This is a genomic window from Actinomadura sp. WMMB 499, assembly GCF_008824145.1.
In the GTDB taxonomy this organism is placed as follows: domain Bacteria; phylum Actinomycetota; class Actinomycetes; order Streptosporangiales; family Streptosporangiaceae; genus Spirillospora.
In genome coordinates this window covers 3,852,156-3,870,964 of sequence record NZ_CP044407.1, presented here as the reverse complement: position 1 = coordinate 3,870,964, position 18,809 = coordinate 3,852,156, and the positions used below count along the sequence as shown (strand labels likewise).

Here is an 18,809-nt window from a genome sequence, read left to right as displayed (position 1 = left end):
TCTGCAACCCGGCCCGACGGCGGGTAGCCGCCCAGGCCCGGCCGGGGGCGGTGCGGAGGGCGCCCGATCCGCAGGTGCCGCGACCGTTTGGCGGCGCCGGTGGGCGCGTTGTTGCGGTTTTCTGCGGATTGAGCGCCCCGGTGGGATGGCGTACCGGCCCTGAGCAAGACGCGGTGCTGCGACGATCCAGACGGGGGAGGAGGTCAAGCGGGAGTCCCGTTACGAGCGGCCTCGCTTCCAGAAGGGGCGTCGTGGGGTGAGGTCGGACAGGGTCTGGACGGCTCGGGTCCAGAGGGTTCGGACGTCGTCTTCGGACGAGGTCGAGGTGAGTGCGCGCAGGTCGTCGCGGAGTGCGGTCAGCGGGGTGGGGTCCTCGGATCGTGCCTCCATGTGCGCGATGATCGCGTCCAGTGCCGGGAGGAGTTGCTTGCGGAGGTGCGCGAGCCGGTCAGGGTGGGTGTCGGGGACGGCGCGCAGACGGTCGAGCACCTCGGTGATCTCGTTCTTGGGCGAGGTGGACGGACGTGCGCGGGCGAACGCAGCGCGTCGCGTGAGGCCTTCGGGCCGCGGGCCGGTGGCGGGCCTCGGGGCCGGGACCGGGGGCGTGCCTGCGGGCGGCGACATCGGTGCGGGTGGTGGCATCGGTGGCGGCACCGGCACTCCCGCAGGTGCCGGCATTCCACCGGGTGCCGGAAATCCACGTGCCGGCATTCCACCGTAGGCCTGCGGGCCGGCCGGTCCCGCGCTGAGGAAGTCGGGGACGTCGAGGTCATCGCGCCCCCAGCCCGATGGCGACTCGACCGGCTGGACGACCCTGTGCGGTTCGCCGGTGGTGGCGACACGGGTGTCGACGGCGACGAACGCGGTGAAGCGGCAGAGGACACCGAAGCGCAGGGAGGTCTCGACGATGCGTTTCTCCAGGTCCTCGCCGATGGTGTAGCGGTCTTCCAGGTCTCGCAGGTGCGCGCGGGCCCACAGGGCCGTCGCGGCGCGGTCGGTGGTGCCGACGGCGTCGGGCCGCTGCTGCCACGCTTCGCCATCGGCCGTGGTGCCGTGGACGCCGAGGGATCCGGTGCCGCGGTAGCGGCCCGAGATCACGAGGGGGACGCCGGGGAAGAGGGAGCCGAGGCGGGCGGGGGCCACCGAGTCGACGTCCAGATCGCCGGAGAGGCGGAGCCCGGTGGCGATCGGGGCGGCGATGCGGTTGTGGAGGTCTTCCATGGCCTCGTCCAGCCGGTCCTCGGACTCGACCAGTTCGCAGCGGCCCCCGCCGAGGTCGGCGAGCCGGTTGAGGAAGCCGGCGTTGACGGCCCGGTCGATGCCGACGGTGTGCACCCGGACGTCCCGGAGCTCCGGGCCGAGCCGGGCGAGGATCTGGTCCTCGTTGCCGACCTGGCCGTCGGTGATGAGGACCAGGACGCGGTCGCGGGCGGGATCGTCGAGCAGGGTGCGGCCCTCGACGAGCGGTGCGAGCATCTCGGTGCCGCCGCGGGCCTCGAGGCGGGCGAGGTGCTCGACGGCGCGGAACCGGTTGCGGTCGGTGCCCGGGGCGAGCGGATCGAGGCCGCGGGGGCGCTCGACGACGTTGTCGAAGGACAGGACGGCGAACCTGTCCTCGGTGCGGAGGGTGTCGATGATGCGGGCGGCGGCCCGGCGGGCGGCGACGATCTTCCAGCCTTGCATGCTGCCGGAGCGGTCGAGGATGAGCACGATGTCGCGCGGGCGGGGCCGGGCCTCACCGGAAGGGAGCACGGTGAGGGTGAACGTGCCCTCCTCGCCCTCCTCGTCGGGGGTGAGGGCCAGGGACGCGCTTTCCCGTTCGGCGTAGCGGAGACGGAGGACGAAGTCGCGGTCGAGGCGTTCTCCCGGTCGCAGCCGGACGGTCGTGCGTTCGTGCTCGTTCTCTTCGGACACCACGTGCAGGGACGAACCGATCTCGGTGAGCGGCAGGCCCGCGGGGTCGATGTCGACGTGGATGGACAGGCGGACCGGGTTGGGGAAGCCGGGCAGGAGGACCGGCGGGCTGATCCGGGAGGCGTCGGGGACGGCGTCGGTGTCGTCGGACGTCCCGGATCCGGCGCGTTCGTCGTCCAGGGGCGCGCCCGGGATGTAGCGGGGAGCCACCACGAGCGGGAAGCGGAAGGTCGAGCCGGTGGCGGAGTCGCGGGCGAGGGGCTGGTTCAGCCGGAGCCTGATCGTGACGTGCTCGCCGGGCGGGATGTTGCCGACCCGCATGGTGAAGACGTCGGGGCGGTCTTCCTCGGCGATCGCGGCTCTCCTGCCGGAGGCGATCGCGGCGTCGTAGTCCTGCCTGGCCTGCCCGCGCTCCTTCAGGGTCCCCTCGACGACCCGGCCCGCCGTCTCCATCCGCAGCGCGGTGACGGCCGCGCGGTCGGGGAGGGGGAAGATGTAGGTCGCCTCGAGCGGCACGTCGAACGGGTTGTGGAAACCCTGGGTGAGGTCGACGCCCGCGACCGGGCCGGTGATCGCCGCGTGCACGTCGACACTGTCGAGCGGCAGATTGCCCCTGTCGGTGCGGAGTGCGCCGATTCCGCCGTCGTGGCGGTCTTGCGGCGAGTCGGGCAGTTCGTGGATTCGCACTGTCACTGGGACCTCCGGGGAGGGGCGGCGGCATCGGCGATGAGGCCGCGGCGGTGTAGTTCCTCCAGGAGCGGCCGGGCGGCCGACTCGATGGCGGTGATGTCGGCGTCGGTCAGGGTGTGCACGTCCAGCAGGAGGGTGAGGTCCGGGGCGAGGCGGACGCCTTGGACGACCGGCGGGCGGGGCTCGCGGTAGCCCGTGACGGTGGCGGGCCGGTGGGAGATGTCGGGGCGGTGGGAGATGTCGGGGCGTTCGCTCCAGAAGCGCTCCCGCGTCCGGGGCTCGCCCTCGGCCGGCAGCGCGGCGATCCGTTCCAGCGCCTGGTCGGTGGCGGCCGAGAGTTCCAGCTGGATCTCGGCGATCGAACGGCCGTCCGCCTGGCGGCGCTTCACCGCGACGAGCTGGAGCAGGTGCCGGCGGCCGTAGAGGGCGGTGCGGCCGCGCCGGCCCAGCGGGGGATCGACGAGGCCGATGGTGGTGTACCAGCGGATCAGCCGCGCGTTCGGCAGGTCGCGGACCCGGCCGTTGACCGGCGGCGCGTCGTCGGCGGCGAGTGCCGCCGCGGCGCGGTCCGCCAGCTCGCCGATCGTCCAGGTGCCGTCCATGGAACGATGATGACACTGTCATCGTGACAGTGTCAACTCGATCTCTGAGGCGGCTGCGACGACTGGACAAACTGGATCAATTGGTACTTCTTTCGTAAAAGTGAAACCGGGGAGTAATGGTCGTCGAATGAGTTCGGGAACGTGTCCGATCTTGTGAATTTGCCGGTAAAAGGGCCTGGGAGCCCCTACCTTTCAGTCATGGACGACCAAGAACTGGTCGAGGCGCTGCGGGTGCGGAAACCGGACGCGCCGGCCTCGGTCTACAGTGCCTACGCTGATCGGCTCTATGCCTACTGCTGGTTCCGGACGCAGGCCCGGGACGACGCTCAGGTCGCTCTGCGCGACACTTTCATCGCGGCGGAAGCGCACGTCGGCAAACTCCGCGACCCCGGACTGTTCGGGCCGTGGCTGTACGCCATTGCGCGCCTGCAGTGCGCGCGCCGTCCGCCGTCGGAGGGGCGTGCGCCCGATCCGCCGGTGGCGACCCACGACCAGGAGGATGTCGATCAAAGGATCGTCTCCTGGAATGCCGTACAGGCCCTTTCACCGCTCTCTCAGGACGTTCTGGATCTGCATGTGCGGCATGGGTTGTCGATCCCGGAACTGGCGGTGGTGTTCGGCCTCGCGCCCGGGCATGTGCAAGCGGAACTGGATCGCGCGCACACGGAACTCGAACATGCCCTGACGGCGGAGATGCTCGAGGGGCAAGGACCCTACGGGTGTGCGGAACGCGCCCTGCTGCTGAAGGAAAGAAGCAGTGGGGCGGACGTGGACTCCCGGTTGTTCGGGCATGCGGAACGGTGCGCGCGATGCGGCGCGTTCCGTCCCCGGACAGTGTCGGCGTCCAAGGTTTTCAGTCTCCTGCCGGTCGTCACCCCACCGGACGAGCTCCAATTGCGGGTGGTGAGCTGCTTCACGGATCCCGAACTCGTCGGCTACCGCCTGTTCGTCGCGAAGGGCATCGACACCTTCGCCGCGGGCTTTCCCGTCCAGGGAGACCGGCACTCACCCTGTGCGGCCTCGCCGCGTGCGGGGTGGAGACGGGCCACGCTGGCCGGCGCCGCCCTCGTCGTCCTCGGTGGCGGAGGAGCCGTTTGGGCGTCCGTCGAGGTCGGTGGCCGGGACGCGAAGCGAGCCGACACGGTCGTGGGCCCGAACTCCAGCCCGCGTCCAGGGGGCGACCAGGAGGCGCCCGGCCCGGATGACGCCTTCGGGTCCGGGGACGGGGTCGACCCGGTGCAAGGACCGTTCACGCCCGCACTCCCAGGTGCGCCGGGAACGACTCCTCGGTCCTTGGCCGAGGCCGGCACGCCCGGGCTTCCGGGCTCCGGCGAGGGGACGGCCGCAGGCCGATCGGCAGATGGATCGGCAGGCACGTCGACGCGGCCTCCTCCGCACGTCCCCGTGGTGCCGCCGGGAACGTCCCCGTCCGCGCCGCCGGCGTCGAAGCCGCCGCCGTCCGGTGGGAGCCCGCCCGTCACGTCACCGGCGCCGTCACCGACGGACGCGCCGACGTCCCCGCCCGCGACCGGGCAGCCCCCCGCACCGGCCGGGTGACGCCCGACCGGTTGGCGCCGACCGGAGAATCGGTCGGCCGCAACGCTGTGTGGGAACTGTCCCTCGATGATCAATCGAACTACGCTTCGTGATCAGATGCTCGCGCAGTGACGCACTCTTCGGGGGGTGAGCGTGATCATGTGCGCAGTGCGGGGCCGCGGCCGTTCCCCGCGGGGCAGAGCGACCGGACCGCGGCTCACCGCTCTCTCGTTCGGGCTCGCGGTCGGCATGACGTGGCTGGTTCCGGCCTCAGCGGCCCGCCCGCCGGCGGACCCCGCGCCCAGCGCCCGGGACGTCGAGCAGGGCCGGCAGGAGGCCCGGGAACGGGCCGCCGCGGTCGGCCGGACGAAGGCCGAACTGGCCGAGGCCGACGGTGAGCTGCACAGGCTCGTCGGGGACGCGCAGGCCGCCGTGGAGCGGTACCACCGCGAACGCGTGCTGCTGGAACGCGCCCGCCGGGCCCACGGGGACGCGCAGCGGCGGCTGGCCGAGGCGGGGCGGGGACTCGGCGCCGCACGGACGGATCTCGCGTCGTTCGCGGCGCGCATGTACCGGGACGGCACCGGGCGGGACAGCCTGGCGTCGGTGGTGGCGGGAGACGGCGGACCCCAGGGATTCATGGACCGGGCGGTCATGGCCAGGATGCTCGCCGAGCGCCGGGCCGGGATGGTCCGCCGGGTCGAGGCGTCCAGGACCGTCGAGGATCTGCTCCGGCGCCAGGCGCGGAAGGCGCTGGACGAGCAGGCCGCGGCGGCCCGCCGCGCGGACGAATCCAGGCGGCGCGCGCAGGACGCGGTGAGGGAGCAGCAGTCGTCCGTCGAACGCATCGAGGCCCGCAAGCGCGAACTGGAACACCGTCTGGGGGAGGCCGAGCTGCGTGTGGCCGAACTCAAGCGCGCGCGGGAGCGTGCGTTGGCGGAGGCAGCGGCCCAGAAGGCGAGTTCCGCGCCCGCAGGTACAAGCGGAACCTTCTCAGACGGGACGTCCTCCGCGCGGGGTGGCGTCGCGGCGCGTGCGGCCCTCAAGTGGCTCGGGACGCCCTACTCGTGGGGCGGCGGCACTGTGCACGGTCCGAGCCTGGGGGTCGAGCACGGCTCCGGCATCCGCGGCTTCGACTGCTCGGGCCTCGCGATGTACGCCTGGGACAAGGCGGGTGTACGGCTCGACCACTGGACGGGAACGCAGTGGACGTCCGGCCCCCACATCCCTCTGGGCGAACTGCACCGGGGCGACCTCGTGTTCTTCGCCCGCGACACGTCAGACCCGGACACCATCCACCACGTCGGCATCTACATCGGCGACGGTCGAATGGTGGAGGCGCCGTACACGGGGGCGCGGGTGCGCGTTTCGAGCATCCACCGGGGCGACCTCATCGGCGCGACCCGTCCGTCCGGGTGAACGGGCCGGGAGCATCGATGCGAGGACCCTTCCGCGGGGCTTCCCCGCGGAAGGGTCCTCGTGAGCGGCCGGCCGTGTCGCATGGACGGCGGGGAGGTCGGTGGCGGAGGTGACGGCGGGGAGCGGATCGCGCCGTCCGGCGGCTCCCGTGCCAGCGGCGAGGCTCAGTGCTCGCCCTGCTCCACCGCGCGCTTGCGGGAACGCTCGATCTCGGCCTCGGCCTCGACCCGTCCGGTCCAGCTGGCGCCCTCGACGGACTTGCCGGGCTCCAGGTCCTTGTAGACCTCGAAGAAGTGCTGGATCTCGAGGCGGTCGAACTCGGCGACGTGGTGGATGTCGCGCAGGTGCTCCATCCGGGGGTCGGTCGCCGGGACGCACAGGACCTTGTCGTCACCACCGGCCTCGTCGGTCATCCGGAACATCCCGACGGCGCGGCACCGGATGAGACACCCCGGGAAGGTCGGCTCCTGCAGCAGGACGAGCGCGTCCAGGGGGTCGCCGTCCTCGCCGAGGGTGTCGTCGATGAACCCGTAGTCGGCGGGGTACTGCGTCGAGGTGAAGAGCATGCGGTCGAGGCGGATGCGACCGGTCTCGTGGTCGATCTCGTACTTGTTCCGCTGACCCTTCGGGATCTCAATGGTGACGTCGAAATCCAAGGTGTCCTCCGCTCCCTGCGCGTCGCAGTGAATAGTCTTTCGGGGGTCTGTGCGGGCGAGGCCGGCCCCCACGGTGTGGGTGTTCCCTTATATAAGGATGTCGCACGTTGGTGAGTGCTGAGTGGGAGAGGGGTGGCGACGTGTCCGGACGGGGTCGTGCCCTCGTCTTGTTGTCACTGTCCCTCCTTAACGTTTTCGCCGTCGGCGCGGCGTTCGCAGTGGTGAAACTCACACCGCCCCGGCATCTGTCGCCGCAGCCGCCGAGCGTGGCGGCGCGGGACGTCGTGCGGGTCTCGGCCGAGGTCCACGCCGCCGAGCCGGGCACGGGCCGCATGCCGGACGCCGCCGCCCTGGCCGGACGGCTGGCCGGGGCGATCGGACGGGGCGCCGAGATCGGCGCCGTCGTGGTCGACGTCGCGACCGGGCGGACGCTGTTCCAGCACGGCGGCGACCGACCGGCCACGCCCGCCTCGACGACGAAGCTGGCGACGGGCGCGGCCGCGCTCGCCTCCGTCGGGCCCGAGCACCGGATCGCCACCCGGGTGGTGCGCGGTGCGGGCGGCGTGATCGTACTGGTCGGAGGCGGGGATCCTACCCTGACCGCGCTTCGGGCGAGTCCGGACGAGGATTCTCCGCGGTTCGCCTCCATGGTCGACCTGGCCAGGCAGACCGCGGAGTCGCTCAAGAAGGCTGGGGTCGCGCAGGTCCAAGTGGACTACGACGTGTCCGCGTACCAGGGACCAGGAGCCGCGCCCACCTGGAAGCCCAACTACATACCCGACGGCGAGGTCGCCCCTGTGTCGGCCCTGACCGTGGACAGAGGGAAGGTCGCTCCGCAGGACCCGACCAAGCGCGCGAGGGTCCCGGACCCGGCGGCCGTAGCGGCGGCGAAGTTCGCACAGCTGCTTTCCAAGAACGGAGTGTCGGCCAAGGCAGGGCGCAAGACCACGGCGCCGGAGGACGCGGAGGAGTTGGGGGCGGTGCAGTCGCCCCCGATGTCGGTGCTCGTGGAGTACCTGCTGACCGAGAGCGACAACGACGTGGCGGAAGCCGTCGCGCGCCAGGTGGCGATGAAGCGGGGGCTTCCTGCGTCGTTCCAAGGGGCCGCACAGGCGGTTCACCAGGTCTTGGCCGAACTCGGTGTCGGCGAGGGCGTCACGGTCAACGACGGCAGCGGGCTGTCGCCGAAGAACCGCATCACGCCGATCGCGCTCGCCCGGATCGTCTCGCTCGCCGCCGACGAGGAGCACCCGGACCTGCGCCCCACGATCACCGGCATGCCGGTGGCCGGTTTCTCGGGCACGCTCGGCCCGCCCCGGTACACCGGGCAGGCCAGCCGGGCCGGTGCCGGGCTCGTCCGGGCCAAGACGGGGACGCTCGCGGGCGTCAGCACCCTTGCCGGGCTCGTGCGCGACGCGGACGGCCGGTTGCTGGCGTTCGCGTTCATGCTGGGGGACGGCAAGGGCTACGTGAACCCGCTGACGCTCGACCGGCTGGCCGCGGAGGTCGCGCGCTGCGGCTGCTGAGGCCATGCGTCGCGGCCGCCGGGGCCGTCCGTCGCGGCCGCTGAACCGCGGCCTTCCGCGTGTGGGGAGAGCGCCACGGGAGATAACCAGAACGGTTGTTCGTTGAACGACCGTGCAGAGGCGCTGCGGCGCCGCGTCGAAACGTACGGTGGAGTACATGAGCGCCTCAATGATCGACTGGAATGTGGCGGTCCAGGCGGGGACCCGGCTCGTCCGCCCGGGGCCGCAGGTCAGCCACGCGGAGGCCCGTGAGGTCGTGGCGGAACTGCGCGAACTGTCCAAGCTGGCGCACGGGCACGTGCGGGAGTTCACCGGCATGGCCTCCGAACTCGATCCCGACCCGGCGACGATCGTGGACCGGCCCGGCTGGATCCGGGCGAACGTGGACGGCTTCCGGGTGGTGCTCGAACCGCTCATGGAGCAGATGTCGGAACGGCGCGGACCGGGGCCGCTCGGCGGCGCGGGCAACCTGGTCGTGGACGCGGTCGGGTCGCGCGTCACCGGCATGCAGGTCGGCGCGATCCTCTCGTACATGGCGAGCCGTGTGCTCGGGCAGTACGAGCTCTTCCTCCCGCCCGACCCGGACGGGCGCGCTCCGACCGGGCGGCTCACGCTCGTCGCGCCCAACATCGTCCACGTGGAGCAAGAACTCCGTGTGGACCCGCGCGACTTCCGCCTGTGGGTCTGCCTGCACGAGGAGACGCACCGTGCGCAGTTCACCGCGGTGCCCTGGCTGCGCGAGTACGTGCAGAGCCAGATGACCCAGTTCCTCCTGGCGTCCGATCTGGATCCGGGCGCGATGCTGGACCGGATCAAGGACGCGGCCGAGGCCGTCGCGGACGCCGTCCGGGGCGGGGACTCCAACCTCATCGACGCCATCCAGAGCCCCGAGCAGCGCGAGATCCTCGACCGGCTGACCGCCGTGATGACGCTCGCCGAGGGGCACGGCGACTACGTCATGGACGCGGTCGGCCCGGAGGTCGTGCCGTCGGTGCAGCAGATCCGGTCGCGCTTCCAGGGGCGGCGCGAGGGCGGCAACCGGATGGACAAGACGATCCGGCGGCTCCTCGGCCTCGACCTGAAGATGAAGCAGTACGCGGAGGGGTCGCGGTTCGTCCGGCGGGTCGTCACCGAGGTCGGCATGAGCGGCTTCAACAAGGTGTGGGACTCGCCGGAGAGCCTGCCGACGCACGTGGAGATCAAGGAGCCCGAGCTGTGGATCGCGCGCGTCGTCGGCCCGCGTGCCATCGACGCCGTTCCGCCGGAGGCGAACGAGGCTTGAGTGGGTCCTGATCCGGCCGTGGCGGCGGTCCGTCTCGCGGTGCGGCGGATGCTGGCCGACCTGCCGCCGCCGGGAGGGCCCGAGGGACGGCCGGGCGGAGCGGCGGCCGGACGGACGGGCGCCCCGGCGAGCGACCCGAGCCACCCGACCGGCGCCCCGGCGGCCGACTCGTCCGGCAGCCGGTCGGACGGTCCGTCGAGCGGTCCGGCGAGCCGTCCGGCGGTCGGACCGTCCGGCGGTGCGGCGCGCGGCATGGTGCTCGCCGCGTGCAGCGGAGGCGCGGACTCGCTGGCGCTCGCGGGGGCGCTCGCCTTCGTCGCGCCGAGGCTGGGCATCCCGGCCGGGGCCGTGACGATCGATCACGGCCTGCAAGAAGGATCCGGCGCGCGCGCGGACGCCGTGGTGCGGACGCTCGCCGATCTCGGGCTGGACCCGGTCGGGTCCATCGCCGTCACCGTGGGTACGCGGGGCGGGATGGAGAACGCGGCTCGTGACGCCCGGTACACGGCGTTGGACGATGCGGCACGACGCCTGGACACCGCCGCGGTTCTCCTGGGACACACCCTGAACGACCAGGCCGAGACCGTGCTGCTCGGGCTGGCGCGCGGGTCGGGCGCGCGCTCGCTGTCCGGCATGCCGCCCGAGTTCACCCGTCGTGCCGCCAAGGACGGCCGGGACGTCCGCTACCTGCGTCCCCTGCTCGACCTGGATCGGGCGACCACGCGCCGGGCCTGTCTGGCGATGGGCCTGGAACCGTGGGACGACCCTCACAACGACAACCCCGCCTACACGCGCGTACGCGTGAGGAACGAAGCGCTGCCCGCCCTGGAGGCGGCGCTGGGGCCCGGGGTCACGGAGGCCCTGGCGCGCACGGGACGCATGCTGCGCGAGGACGCGGACGTCCTGGACGATCTGGCCGCACGCGCCTACGCGGACTTGGACGTTCCCGACGAGGGGGGCGGCGTGGCCGTGCGCCTGGACGGGCTCGCGGACCTGCCCAGGGCCGTCCGGACGCGGGTATTGCGGACGGCCGCGGTCAAAGCGGGCAGCCCACCGGGTACGCTCGCGGCGGTCCATGTCGATGAGGTGGATCGGCTGGTCACGGCCTGGCGCGGTCAGCGGCACGTCGACCTGCCCGGGGGGCTGAAGGCCTCCAGGCGGTATGGGAGGCTGCTTTTCGGCCCGGCCTGACGCCCGGTTCGCCGCGGCGCGGCGTCCGTCCCGCCGGCGTTCCGCCGGGCGGACGCGATCACGACGATGAGGGTGGTGTTGTGGACGAGAAGGATCTGGGCGACGACCTGGCGAAGGTGCTGATCCCGGAGGCCGACCTCCAGGCCAAGGTGCGGGAGCTCGCCGGGCAGATCGACGCCGACTACGCGGGCCGCGACCTGCTCCTGGTGGGGGTCCTCAAGGGCGCCGTCATGATCATGGCGGACCTGGCGCGGGAGCTGCACACGCCGGCGTCGATGGACTGGATGGCGGTGTCGTCGTACGGGTCCGGCACGAAGTCGTCCGGCGTCGTGCGGATCCTCAAGGACCTGGACACCGACATCCTCGACCGTCACGTCCTGATCGTGGAGGACATCGTCGACTCGGGGCTGACGCTGTCGTGGCTGGTCAGCAACCTGCGTTCGCGCGGGCCGGCGTCCCTGGAGATCTGCGCGCTGCTGCGCAAGCCGGAGGCGGTCCAGGCCGAACTGGACGTGAAGTACATCGGCTTCGACATCCCGAACGAGTTCGTCATCGGATACGGGCTCGACTACGCGGAGCGGTACCGCAACCTTCCGTTCGTGGGGACGCTCGCGCCCCACGTCTACGGCGGCGGCGAAAGCTGATCAGCGGCCGGAGACGGCCGGGAGAACCGGCATGAACGAGACGTCGGGGAACAAGCGGCCGTGACGGATCGTTGCAAAGGTCGTTGACGGGTATAGGCAAAGGGCCAGGAGACAGCGCCGGCTGCGTCTCCTGCGCCCAGCGGTGTACCGTCGATGTCCCGGGCCCCTCAAGGCCGGGGAGCCGTAGAAGGGGGACCACCAGGGTGGTCCGAAGCCACGGCGGGACCGTCGTTGGTCGCAGTGGCGTCCGCCCTCCGGGGCGGGCGAGGAACGCACACAGACGTTGGTCAGGAGGGACGGGCCCCGAAGGGGTAACCGGATAAATGGACGTGAAGCGCTACTTTCGCGGGCCGCTGCTGTGGATCCTGCTGTTCGGCCTCTTGATCGCCCTCGTCATGTGGGGCGTCAACCCCGGCCGCTCGTACGAGAAGGTCGACACCTCCCAGGTGGTCCAGCAGATCGCCCAGGGCAAGGTGAAGTCCGCAAAGATCATCGACAAGGATCAGCGGATCGAGATCACGCTCAAGAGCGGTGAACAGCAGCAGGCTTCCTGGGTCAGCGGCCAGGGGCTCGAGCTCCAGAACCAGCTGCAGAAGCAGGCCGCCTCCGGCACCATGCCGGGCGGCTACGACATCGAGGTCCCGCAGCAGAGCATGTTCGTCAGCCTGCTGTTCAGCCTCTTGCCGATCGTCATCATCGTGCTGATCTTCCTGTTCATCATGAACCAGATGCAGGGCGGCGGCTCGCGGGTGATGAACTTCGGCAAGTCGAAGGCCAAGCTCATCACCAAGGACACCCCGAAGACGACGTTCGCCGACGTCGCCGGTGCGGAGGAGGCCCTCGAGGAACTCGAGGAGATCAAGGACTTCCTGCAGAACCCGGCGAAGTTCCAGTCGATCGGCGCGAAGATCCCCAAGGGCGTCCTGCTGTACGGCCCGCCCGGCACCGGTAAGACGCTGCTCGCGCGCGCCGTGGCCGGTGAGGCGGGCGTGCCCTTCTACTCGATCTCCGGGTCGGACTTCGTCGAGATGTTCGTCGGCGTCGGCGCCTCCCGCGTCCGCGACCTGTTCGAGCAGGCCAAGACGAACGCCCCCTCGATCATCTTCATCGACGAGATCGACGCCGTCGGACGGCACCGCGGCGCGGGCCTCGGCGGCGGCCACGACGAGCGCGAGCAGACCCTGAACCAGCTGCTCGTCGAGATGGACGGCTTCGACGTCAAGGGCGGCGTCATCCTGATCGCCGCCACGAACCGTCCCGACATCCTGGACCCGGCCCTGCTGCGTCCCGGCCGCTTCGACCGCCAGGTCACCGTCGACCGTCCGGACCTGGAGGGCCGCAAGGGCATCCTGCGGGTGCACGGCCGCGGCAAGCCGTTCGCCCCGGACGTCGACCTGGACGTCATCGCGCGGCGCACCCCCGGGTTCACCGGCGCCGACCTGTCCAACGTGATCAACGAGGCGGCGCTGCTGACCGCGCGGTTCGACCGCAAGCTGATCGACATGGACACCCTCGAGGAGTCCATCGATCGCGTCATGGCCGGGCCGGAGCGCAAGACCCGGGTGATGTCGGACAAGGAAAAGAAGATCATCGCCTACCACGAGGGCGGGCACGCGCTGGTGGCGCACGCGCTGCCGAACTCCGACCCGGTGCACAAGGTGACGATCCTGCCCCGCGGCCGGGCCCTGGGCTACACCATGACCCTGCCGATGGAGGACAAGTTCCTCACGACGCGCTCGGAGATGACCGACCAGCTCGCGATGCTGCTGGGCGGCCGCACGGCCGAGGAGCTCGTGTTCCACGAGCCCACGACCGGCGCGTCCAACGACATCGAGAAGGCCAGCTCGATCGCGCGCAACATGGTGACCGAGTACGGCATGAGCGAGCGTCTGGGCGCACGCAAGTTCGGGTCGGGCCAGGGCGAGGTCTTCCTGGGCCGCGACATGGGCCACGAGCGGGACTACTCCGAGGACATCGCGTCCGCGATCGACGACGAGGTCCGCCGCTACATCGAGACGGCCCACGACACCGCCTGGGAGATCCTCACCGAGTACCGGGACGTCCTGGACGAGCTCGTCGTGAACCTGATGGAGAAGGAGACCCTCTCCAAGGAGCAGGTGCTGGCGATCTTCGCGCCGATCCAGAAGCGGCCGCACCAGAACTCCTACACCGGCTACGGCAAGCGCCTCCCGTCGGACCGGCCGCCCATCCAGACGGCCAAGGAGCTCGCCCTGCTCGGCCCCCAGGAGGTCACCGACCTCACCAAGGGGAACGTCCAGGGCAACGGGCAGAGCGGTGTGCCGAGCCCGGAGACGACCGACCCGCTCAAGGGCGAAGGCTGACACCGTTGACCGATCCGTTCGAGGACACGCCCCTGCCCGACGCGCCCCCCGGGTTCGATCAGGGCAGGATCGAGAAGGCGGTGCGCGAGATCCTGTTCGCGATCGGGGAGAACCCCGATCGCGACGGGCTCCGCGACACCCCCGCGCGGGTCGCGCGCGCGTACGCCGAACAGTTCGCCGGTCTCCGGCAGCGCCCCGCGGACGTGCTCACGACGGTGTTCGACGCCGGCCATGAGGAAATGGTCCTGGTGAAGGACATCGAGGTGTACAGCGTCTGCGAGCACCACCTCGTCCCGTTCCACGGCATGGCCCACGTGGGGTACACGCCGAACGAGAAGGGGCAGATCACGGGCCTGTCGAAGCTGGCACGGCTCGTGGACGTGTACGCGCGCCGCCCGCAGGTGCAGGAGCGCCTGACGAGCCAGGTCGCGGACGCGCTCATGACCGAGCTGGAGCCGCGCGGCGCCATCGTGGTGATCGAGGCCGAGCACCTGTGCATGACGATGCGCGGCGTGCGCAAGCCGGGGGCGCGGACGGTGACGTCCGCCGTCCGCGGCGACTTCCGCGACCACGCCGAAACGCGTGCGGAGGCGATGAGCCTGATTCTGGGACGTTCCTGACCTCGATCCCACCCCGAGTTCGCACCACCGCCGGAACGGGCCTCAGCGGCGAGCTGAGGCCCGTTCCGGTGCGTTGGGGAGGTGCGTGAGGGGCGCGTGTGACCCCGCGGGAGGGCGAGATCGAAACCACGCGAGCACGACATAGGGTTGATGACATGACCGCTGTCGACGTTCCAGGCCTGCCCGCGCCGGGGCGGTGCCTCGTGATGGGGGTGGTCAACGTGACCCCCGACTCCTTCTCGGACGGCGGCGCCTGGTTCGACCACGAGAAGGCGATCCACCACGGGCTGAACCTGGTCGCCGAGGGCGCCGACATCGTGGACGTGGGCGGCGAGTCGACGCGTCCGGGCGCGCAGCGCGTGTCCCGCGAGGAGGAGCTGCGCCGCGTCGTGCCCGTCATCGAGGCGCTCACCGCCGAGGGCGTCCCGGTCAGCGTGGACACCATGCGCGCGGAGGTCGCCGAGGCCGCGATCGGCGCGGGCGCCCGCATCGTCAACGACGTGAGCGGCGGCCTCGCCGACCCCGACATGCCCCGCGTGGTCGCCCGGGCGGGCATCCCCTACGTCGTGATGCACTGGCGCGGCCACAGCCACGACATGCAGACCCGAGCCGTGTACCAGGACGTCGTCCGTGAGGTACGCGACGAACTGCTGAAGCGGGTCGAGGTCGTCCTGGAGGAAGGGCTCGACCCGGCCAAGGTGATCCTGGACCCGGGTCTCGGTTTCGCGAAGAACCCCACGGCGGGACACAACTGGACCTTGCTGGCCCATCTGGACGCGTTCACGAGCACGGGCTATCCCGTTCTTGTCGGGGCGTCCCGTAAGAGTTTCCTAGGCAGGCTCCTCTCCGACGCGGATGGGACGCCGCGCCCGTTCGGCGAATGCGACGACGCCACGGTCGCGGTCACCTCGCTCGTCGCGGCGGCCGGCGGCTGGTGCGTCCGGGTGCACCGGGTGCGGCCGAACGTCGACGCCGTCCGGATCGCGGCCGCCGTGCGCGCGGCGGAGGGGACGGGTGCGGACGCGAGGAGCGATCGGCCATGAGCGCTGCGGTGAACCGGGCGGACGTAGGCGAGGTGCACGCGGAGTTCTACGCCGCGTTCGAGGCCGGCGACTACGACCGCATGTCGGCGGTCTGGGCGGACGGTGCGTACGCGGCCGGCGTCTCCTGCGTCCACCCCGGCTGGACCATGCTGCGCGGACGCGAGGAGGTGCTGCGGTCGTGGGCCCTCATCATGGCCAACACCACCTACATCCAGTTCGTGCTGACCGACGTCGAGACGGACGTGTACGGGGACCACGCGGTGGTCACCTGCAAGGAGAACGTCCTCACCGCCGACGACGACACCGAGACCGGGTTCCTCGCAGGGGGAAGCATCGTCGCGACGAACGTGTTCGTACGGGTCGAGGAAGAGTGGCGGCTTCTGCTCCACCATGGTTCGCCCGTGCTGAACGTCGCTGATACAGAGGAAGAATGAGTCTCGACCGCATCGAACTGCGCGGCCTGCGGGTCAGGGGCAGGCACGGCTGCCTCCCGGCGGAACGCGAACTCGGGCAGGAGTTCGTGGTCGACGCCGTCCTCGGCCTGGACACCCGCCCGGCGGCGGCGGGGGACGACCTGTCGCTCACCGTCGACTACGGGTCCCTGGCCGACCGGCTGGTCGCGGCGGTCGGGGGCGAGCCCGTCGACCTCATCGAAACGCTGGCCGACCGGCTGGCGAAGATATGTCTGGAAGACGCGGCGGTCTCAGAGGTCGAGATCACCGTCCACAAGCCGAACGCCCCGGTGCCGCACCCCTTCACGGACGTGGCCGTGAAGATCCAGAGGAGTCGCCCATGACCGCGCCCGACCGCATGCCCGACCGCACCGCCACCGGCGGGCACATGCTCGTCCACCACCGGGCCGTGTTCTCCCTCGGCAGCAACCTCGGCGACCGCCTGGACAACATCCAGGAGGCCGTGGACGCGCTGTTCGACGCGCCCGGACTCGACTTCGTCGCGTTCTCCCCGGTGTACGAGACCGCTCCGTACGCTCCCCCTGGCGAGAGCATCCCGCCCCAGGACGACTACCTCAACGTCGTCCTCGTGGCCGACACCCGGCTCCCCCCGGAAACGCTGCTGGAACGCGTGCTCAACATCGAGAACTCGATGCAGCGGGTCAGGGAGGTCCGGTGGGGGCCGCGCACGCTCGACATCGACATCGTGGTCTTCGGTGACGTCGTCTCGGACGACCCCGATCTGACGCTCCCGCACCCGCGCGCGCACGAGCGCGCGTTCGTCCTCGTCCCCTGGGCCGACATCGAGCCGGACGTGCTGCTGCCCGGGCACGGCCGCGTCGGCGACCTGGCCGAGGCGAAGGTCGCGGAGGGCGGCCCCTCGGCCGTGCACCGCCGGACTGACCTGACCCTGCAGCAGCCTGCATGAAACCGTCGCGCCCGCGCTTCCTCATCGGCCTCCTGGTCGTCGTCGCGGTGATCACCTGGGCCGTCCTGCGCACGGCCTACCTCGCGCTGCCGCCCGTGCCCTGGACCACGGTGCCGACGCTGCTGCTGCTGGCCGCCGCCGAAGGCGTAAGCGGCTTCAACGTGCTGCGCCGCATCCGCCGCAAGCCGGGCACGCGCCCGGTCGAGCCGATGGCCGTCGCGCGGCTGGCCGCCCTCGGAAAGGCCAGCGCCTACGCCGCGACGGTGATCGCGGGCGTGTTCGGCGGGTTCGCGATCAGCGTCGTCGACGCCCTCGACAAGCCGACGCCGCGGCACGACTTCTTCGCGAGCGGCGCGACCTTCCTCGCCGCCGCCGTCCTGGTGGGCGCCGCCTACTTCCTCGAGTACGCGTGCCGGGTGCCCGGCGGGCCGGACGACGAGGACGAGCGCCGCAACGGCGCCTCCCGCGCCTGAGGGCGCCCGGCTCCAGGGGCACCCCCTGGAGCCGCGCCCTCACCGGCCACGACGATCAGGCCCGCCCCAAGCGCGCGCAGCGCTTGGGGTCGTGCCCTGGCGCGCGGGGTCCGGTTGGGGTGCGCCGGGGGCGCGCTCGCGCGGCCAGAGGGCGCGCGGGGTCCGGGTCGGGGTGCGCCGGGGGCGCGCTCGCGTGCGGCCGAAACGCGCGGGGTCCGGGGTTGGGGTGCGCCGGGGGCGCGCTCGCGCGCGGCCGGAGGGCGCGCAGCGCCCGAAGGCCGTGCGGTTCCGTCCTTTGGAGGTCGGTCACTTGTCGATGTCGCCGACCACGAAGAACGTCGAGCCGAGGATCGCGATCATGTCGGCGACGAGGTTCCCGGGAAGCAGTTCGGCGAGCACCTGCACGTTGTTGAACGACGCGGAGCGCAGCTTCAGCCGCCACGGCGTCTTCTCCCCGCGCGACACCAGGTAGTAGCCGTTGATGCCGAGCGGGTTCTCCGTCCACGCGTACGTGTGGCCCTCGGGCACCTTCAGGACCTTGGGCAGGCGCTGGTTGATCGGGCCTTTGGGCAGTTCGGCGAGCCTGTCCAGGCAGGCGTCGGCGAGGTCCAGCGACGCGTACACCTGGTCGAGGAGGCACTCGAAACGCGCCAGAGCGTCCCCCTCCGAGCGGGTGACGACACGGACGTCCAAGTCCCCGTACGCGAGGTACGGTTCGTCCCGGCGAAGGTCGAAGTCCACCCCGGACGCGCGTGCGATCGGGCCGGAAACGCCGTACTGCAGGATCTGTTCCCTCGTGAGCACACCCACGCCCCGTGTGCGCGCGCGGAAGATCTCGTTGCCCATGATGAGATCGGCGATGTCGCTCATCCGTCCCCGCACGACCGAGATCGCGTGGCGCGCACGTCCCGTCCAGCCGGCGGGCAGGTCGTCCTTCAGGCCGCCCACACGGTTGAACATGTAGTGCATGCGGCCGCCGGAGACCTCCTCCATCACCCGCTGCAGTTCCTCCCGCTCCCGGAACGCGTAGAAGAGGGGCGTCATCGCACCCACCTCCAAGGGGTAGGACCCAAGGAACATGAGGTGGTTGAGAACGCGGTTCAGCTCTGCGAGGAGCGTCCTGGCCCAGACGGCCCGTACCGGGACCTCCATCCCCAGCATGCGTTCCACCGCCAGGACGACGCCGAGCTCGCTGGAGAACGCCGACAGCCAGTCGTGCCGGTTGGCCAGCACGATGATCTGCCGGAAGTCGCGGACCTCGAACAGTTTCTCCGCGCCCCGGTGCATGTACCCGATGATGGGTTCGGCGGCGGAGATCCGCTCGCCGTCCAGGGTCAGCCGTAGCCGGAGCACGCCGTGCGTGGACGGGTGCTGCGGCCCGATGTTGAGGGTCATGTCCTCGGTGGCGAGCTCCTTGCCCAAGGAGTTCGAGCCCGCACCGATCCCGACGATCCGTTCGGTGGTCATGGTCGCGTCTCCGCCGCTCCGGTC

Annotated in this window: 17 protein-coding genes; 13 read left to right on the top strand and 4 right to left on the bottom strand. The window is 71.3% G+C overall.

What is annotated here, in order from left to right; all coding sequences use genetic code 11:
* Positions 1-219: 219 nt before the first annotated feature.
* Both F7P10_RS16855 and F7P10_RS16850 read right to left on the bottom strand, forming a co-directional pair.
* Entirely contained in the window at positions 220-2,607 is a 2,388-nt protein-coding gene (locus F7P10_RS16855) for a VIT domain-containing protein (protein ID WP_151010208.1), read from the bottom strand.
* Positions 2,604-3,206 (bottom strand): MerR family transcriptional regulator, encoded by a 603-nt coding sequence (locus F7P10_RS16850; RefSeq protein ID WP_151010207.1) that lies wholly within the window; start codon positions 3,204-3,206, stop codon positions 2,604-2,606. Before F7P10_RS16850 ends, F7P10_RS16855 begins: the two co-directional genes overlap by 4 nt.
* Before the next feature lie 198 nt (positions 3,207-3,404).
* Between F7P10_RS16850 and F7P10_RS16845 the strand changes: the two genes are divergently transcribed.
* Positions 3,405-4,763, top strand: coding sequence for an RNA polymerase sigma factor (locus F7P10_RS16845; RefSeq protein ID WP_151010206.1), 1,359 nt, complete (start codon positions 3,405-3,407; stop codon positions 4,761-4,763).
* 126 nt (positions 4,764-4,889) lie between these two features.
* Positions 4,890-6,161, top strand: coding sequence for an NlpC/P60 family protein (locus F7P10_RS16840; RefSeq protein WP_254716647.1), 1,272 nt, complete (start codon positions 4,890-4,892; stop codon positions 6,159-6,161).
* Positions 6,162-6,325: 164 nt separating this feature from the next.
* On the opposite strand, the gene F7P10_RS16835 is transcribed toward F7P10_RS16840, so the two are convergent.
* The gene (locus F7P10_RS16835; protein ID WP_151010205.1) at positions 6,326-6,817 is read right to left on the bottom strand and encodes an inorganic diphosphatase; all 492 of its coding nucleotides are present in this window, start codon (positions 6,815-6,817) and stop codon (positions 6,326-6,328) included.
* A 221-nt stretch (positions 6,818-7,038) separates the two neighbouring features.
* Between F7P10_RS16835 and dacB the strand changes: the two genes are divergently transcribed.
* The 11 genes from dacB (at position 7,039) to F7P10_RS16780 (ending at position 17,318) form a co-directional block, all read left to right on the top strand.
* The gene (gene dacB, locus F7P10_RS16830; protein ID WP_254716646.1) at positions 7,039-8,343 is read left to right on the top strand and encodes a D-alanyl-D-alanine carboxypeptidase/D-alanyl-D-alanine-endopeptidase; all 1,305 of its coding nucleotides are present in this window, start codon (positions 7,039-7,041) and stop codon (positions 8,341-8,343) included.
* Positions 8,344-8,512: 169 nt separating this feature from the next.
* The gene (locus F7P10_RS16825) at positions 8,513-9,625 is read left to right on the top strand and encodes a zinc-dependent metalloprotease (protein WP_151018096.1); all 1,113 of its coding nucleotides are present in this window, start codon (positions 8,513-8,515) and stop codon (positions 9,623-9,625) included.
* Between the two features lie 252 nt (positions 9,626-9,877).
* Positions 9,878-10,816, top strand: a complete 939-nt coding sequence (gene tilS / locus F7P10_RS16820; RefSeq protein ID WP_254716773.1) for a tRNA lysidine(34) synthetase TilS — start codon at positions 9,878-9,880, stop codon at positions 10,814-10,816.
* Positions 10,817-10,896: 80 nt separating this feature from the next.
* The gene (gene hpt, locus F7P10_RS16815; protein WP_151010202.1) at positions 10,897-11,460 is read left to right on the top strand and encodes a hypoxanthine phosphoribosyltransferase; all 564 of its coding nucleotides are present in this window, start codon (positions 10,897-10,899) and stop codon (positions 11,458-11,460) included.
* 323 nt (positions 11,461-11,783) lie between these two features.
* Positions 11,784-13,802: an ATP-dependent zinc metalloprotease FtsH gene (ftsH, locus tag F7P10_RS16810; protein WP_151010201.1), complete on the top strand. Its 2,019-nt coding sequence runs from the start codon at positions 11,784-11,786 to the stop codon at positions 13,800-13,802.
* Positions 13,803-13,807: 5 nt separating this feature from the next.
* The gene (folE, locus tag F7P10_RS16805) at positions 13,808-14,422 is read left to right on the top strand and encodes a GTP cyclohydrolase I FolE (RefSeq protein ID WP_151010200.1); all 615 of its coding nucleotides are present in this window, start codon (positions 13,808-13,810) and stop codon (positions 14,420-14,422) included.
* A 155-nt stretch (positions 14,423-14,577) separates the two neighbouring features.
* A complete protein-coding gene (gene folP, locus F7P10_RS16800) occupies positions 14,578-15,465 on the top strand; it encodes a dihydropteroate synthase (protein ID WP_254716645.1) in 888 nt (295 codons plus the stop codon).
* Entirely contained in the window at positions 15,462-15,899 is a 438-nt protein-coding gene (locus F7P10_RS16795) for a nuclear transport factor 2 family protein (RefSeq protein WP_151010199.1), read from the top strand. The genes folP and F7P10_RS16795 overlap by 4 nt, the downstream gene beginning before the upstream one ends.
* On the top strand, positions 15,896-16,261 hold the full coding sequence (folB, locus tag F7P10_RS16790; RefSeq protein ID WP_151010198.1) for a dihydroneopterin aldolase: 366 nt from the start codon (positions 15,896-15,898) through the stop codon (positions 16,259-16,261). Before F7P10_RS16795 ends, folB begins: the two co-directional genes overlap by 4 nt.
* Positions 16,258-16,845: a 2-amino-4-hydroxy-6-hydroxymethyldihydropteridine diphosphokinase gene (folK, locus tag F7P10_RS16785; RefSeq protein ID WP_151010197.1), complete on the top strand. Its 588-nt coding sequence runs from the start codon at positions 16,258-16,260 to the stop codon at positions 16,843-16,845. The genes folB and folK overlap by 4 nt, the downstream gene beginning before the upstream one ends.
* Positions 16,842-17,318, top strand: coding sequence for a DUF3180 domain-containing protein (locus tag F7P10_RS16780; RefSeq protein ID WP_151010196.1), 477 nt, complete (start codon positions 16,842-16,844; stop codon positions 17,316-17,318). Before folK ends, F7P10_RS16780 begins: the two co-directional genes overlap by 4 nt.
* Positions 17,319-17,624: 306 nt before the next feature.
* On the opposite strand, the gene F7P10_RS16775 is transcribed toward F7P10_RS16780, so the two are convergent.
* Positions 17,625-18,785: an NADH-quinone oxidoreductase subunit D gene (locus tag F7P10_RS16775; protein ID WP_151010195.1), complete on the bottom strand. Its 1,161-nt coding sequence runs from the start codon at positions 18,783-18,785 to the stop codon at positions 17,625-17,627.
* Positions 18,786-18,809 lie beyond the last annotated feature (24 nt).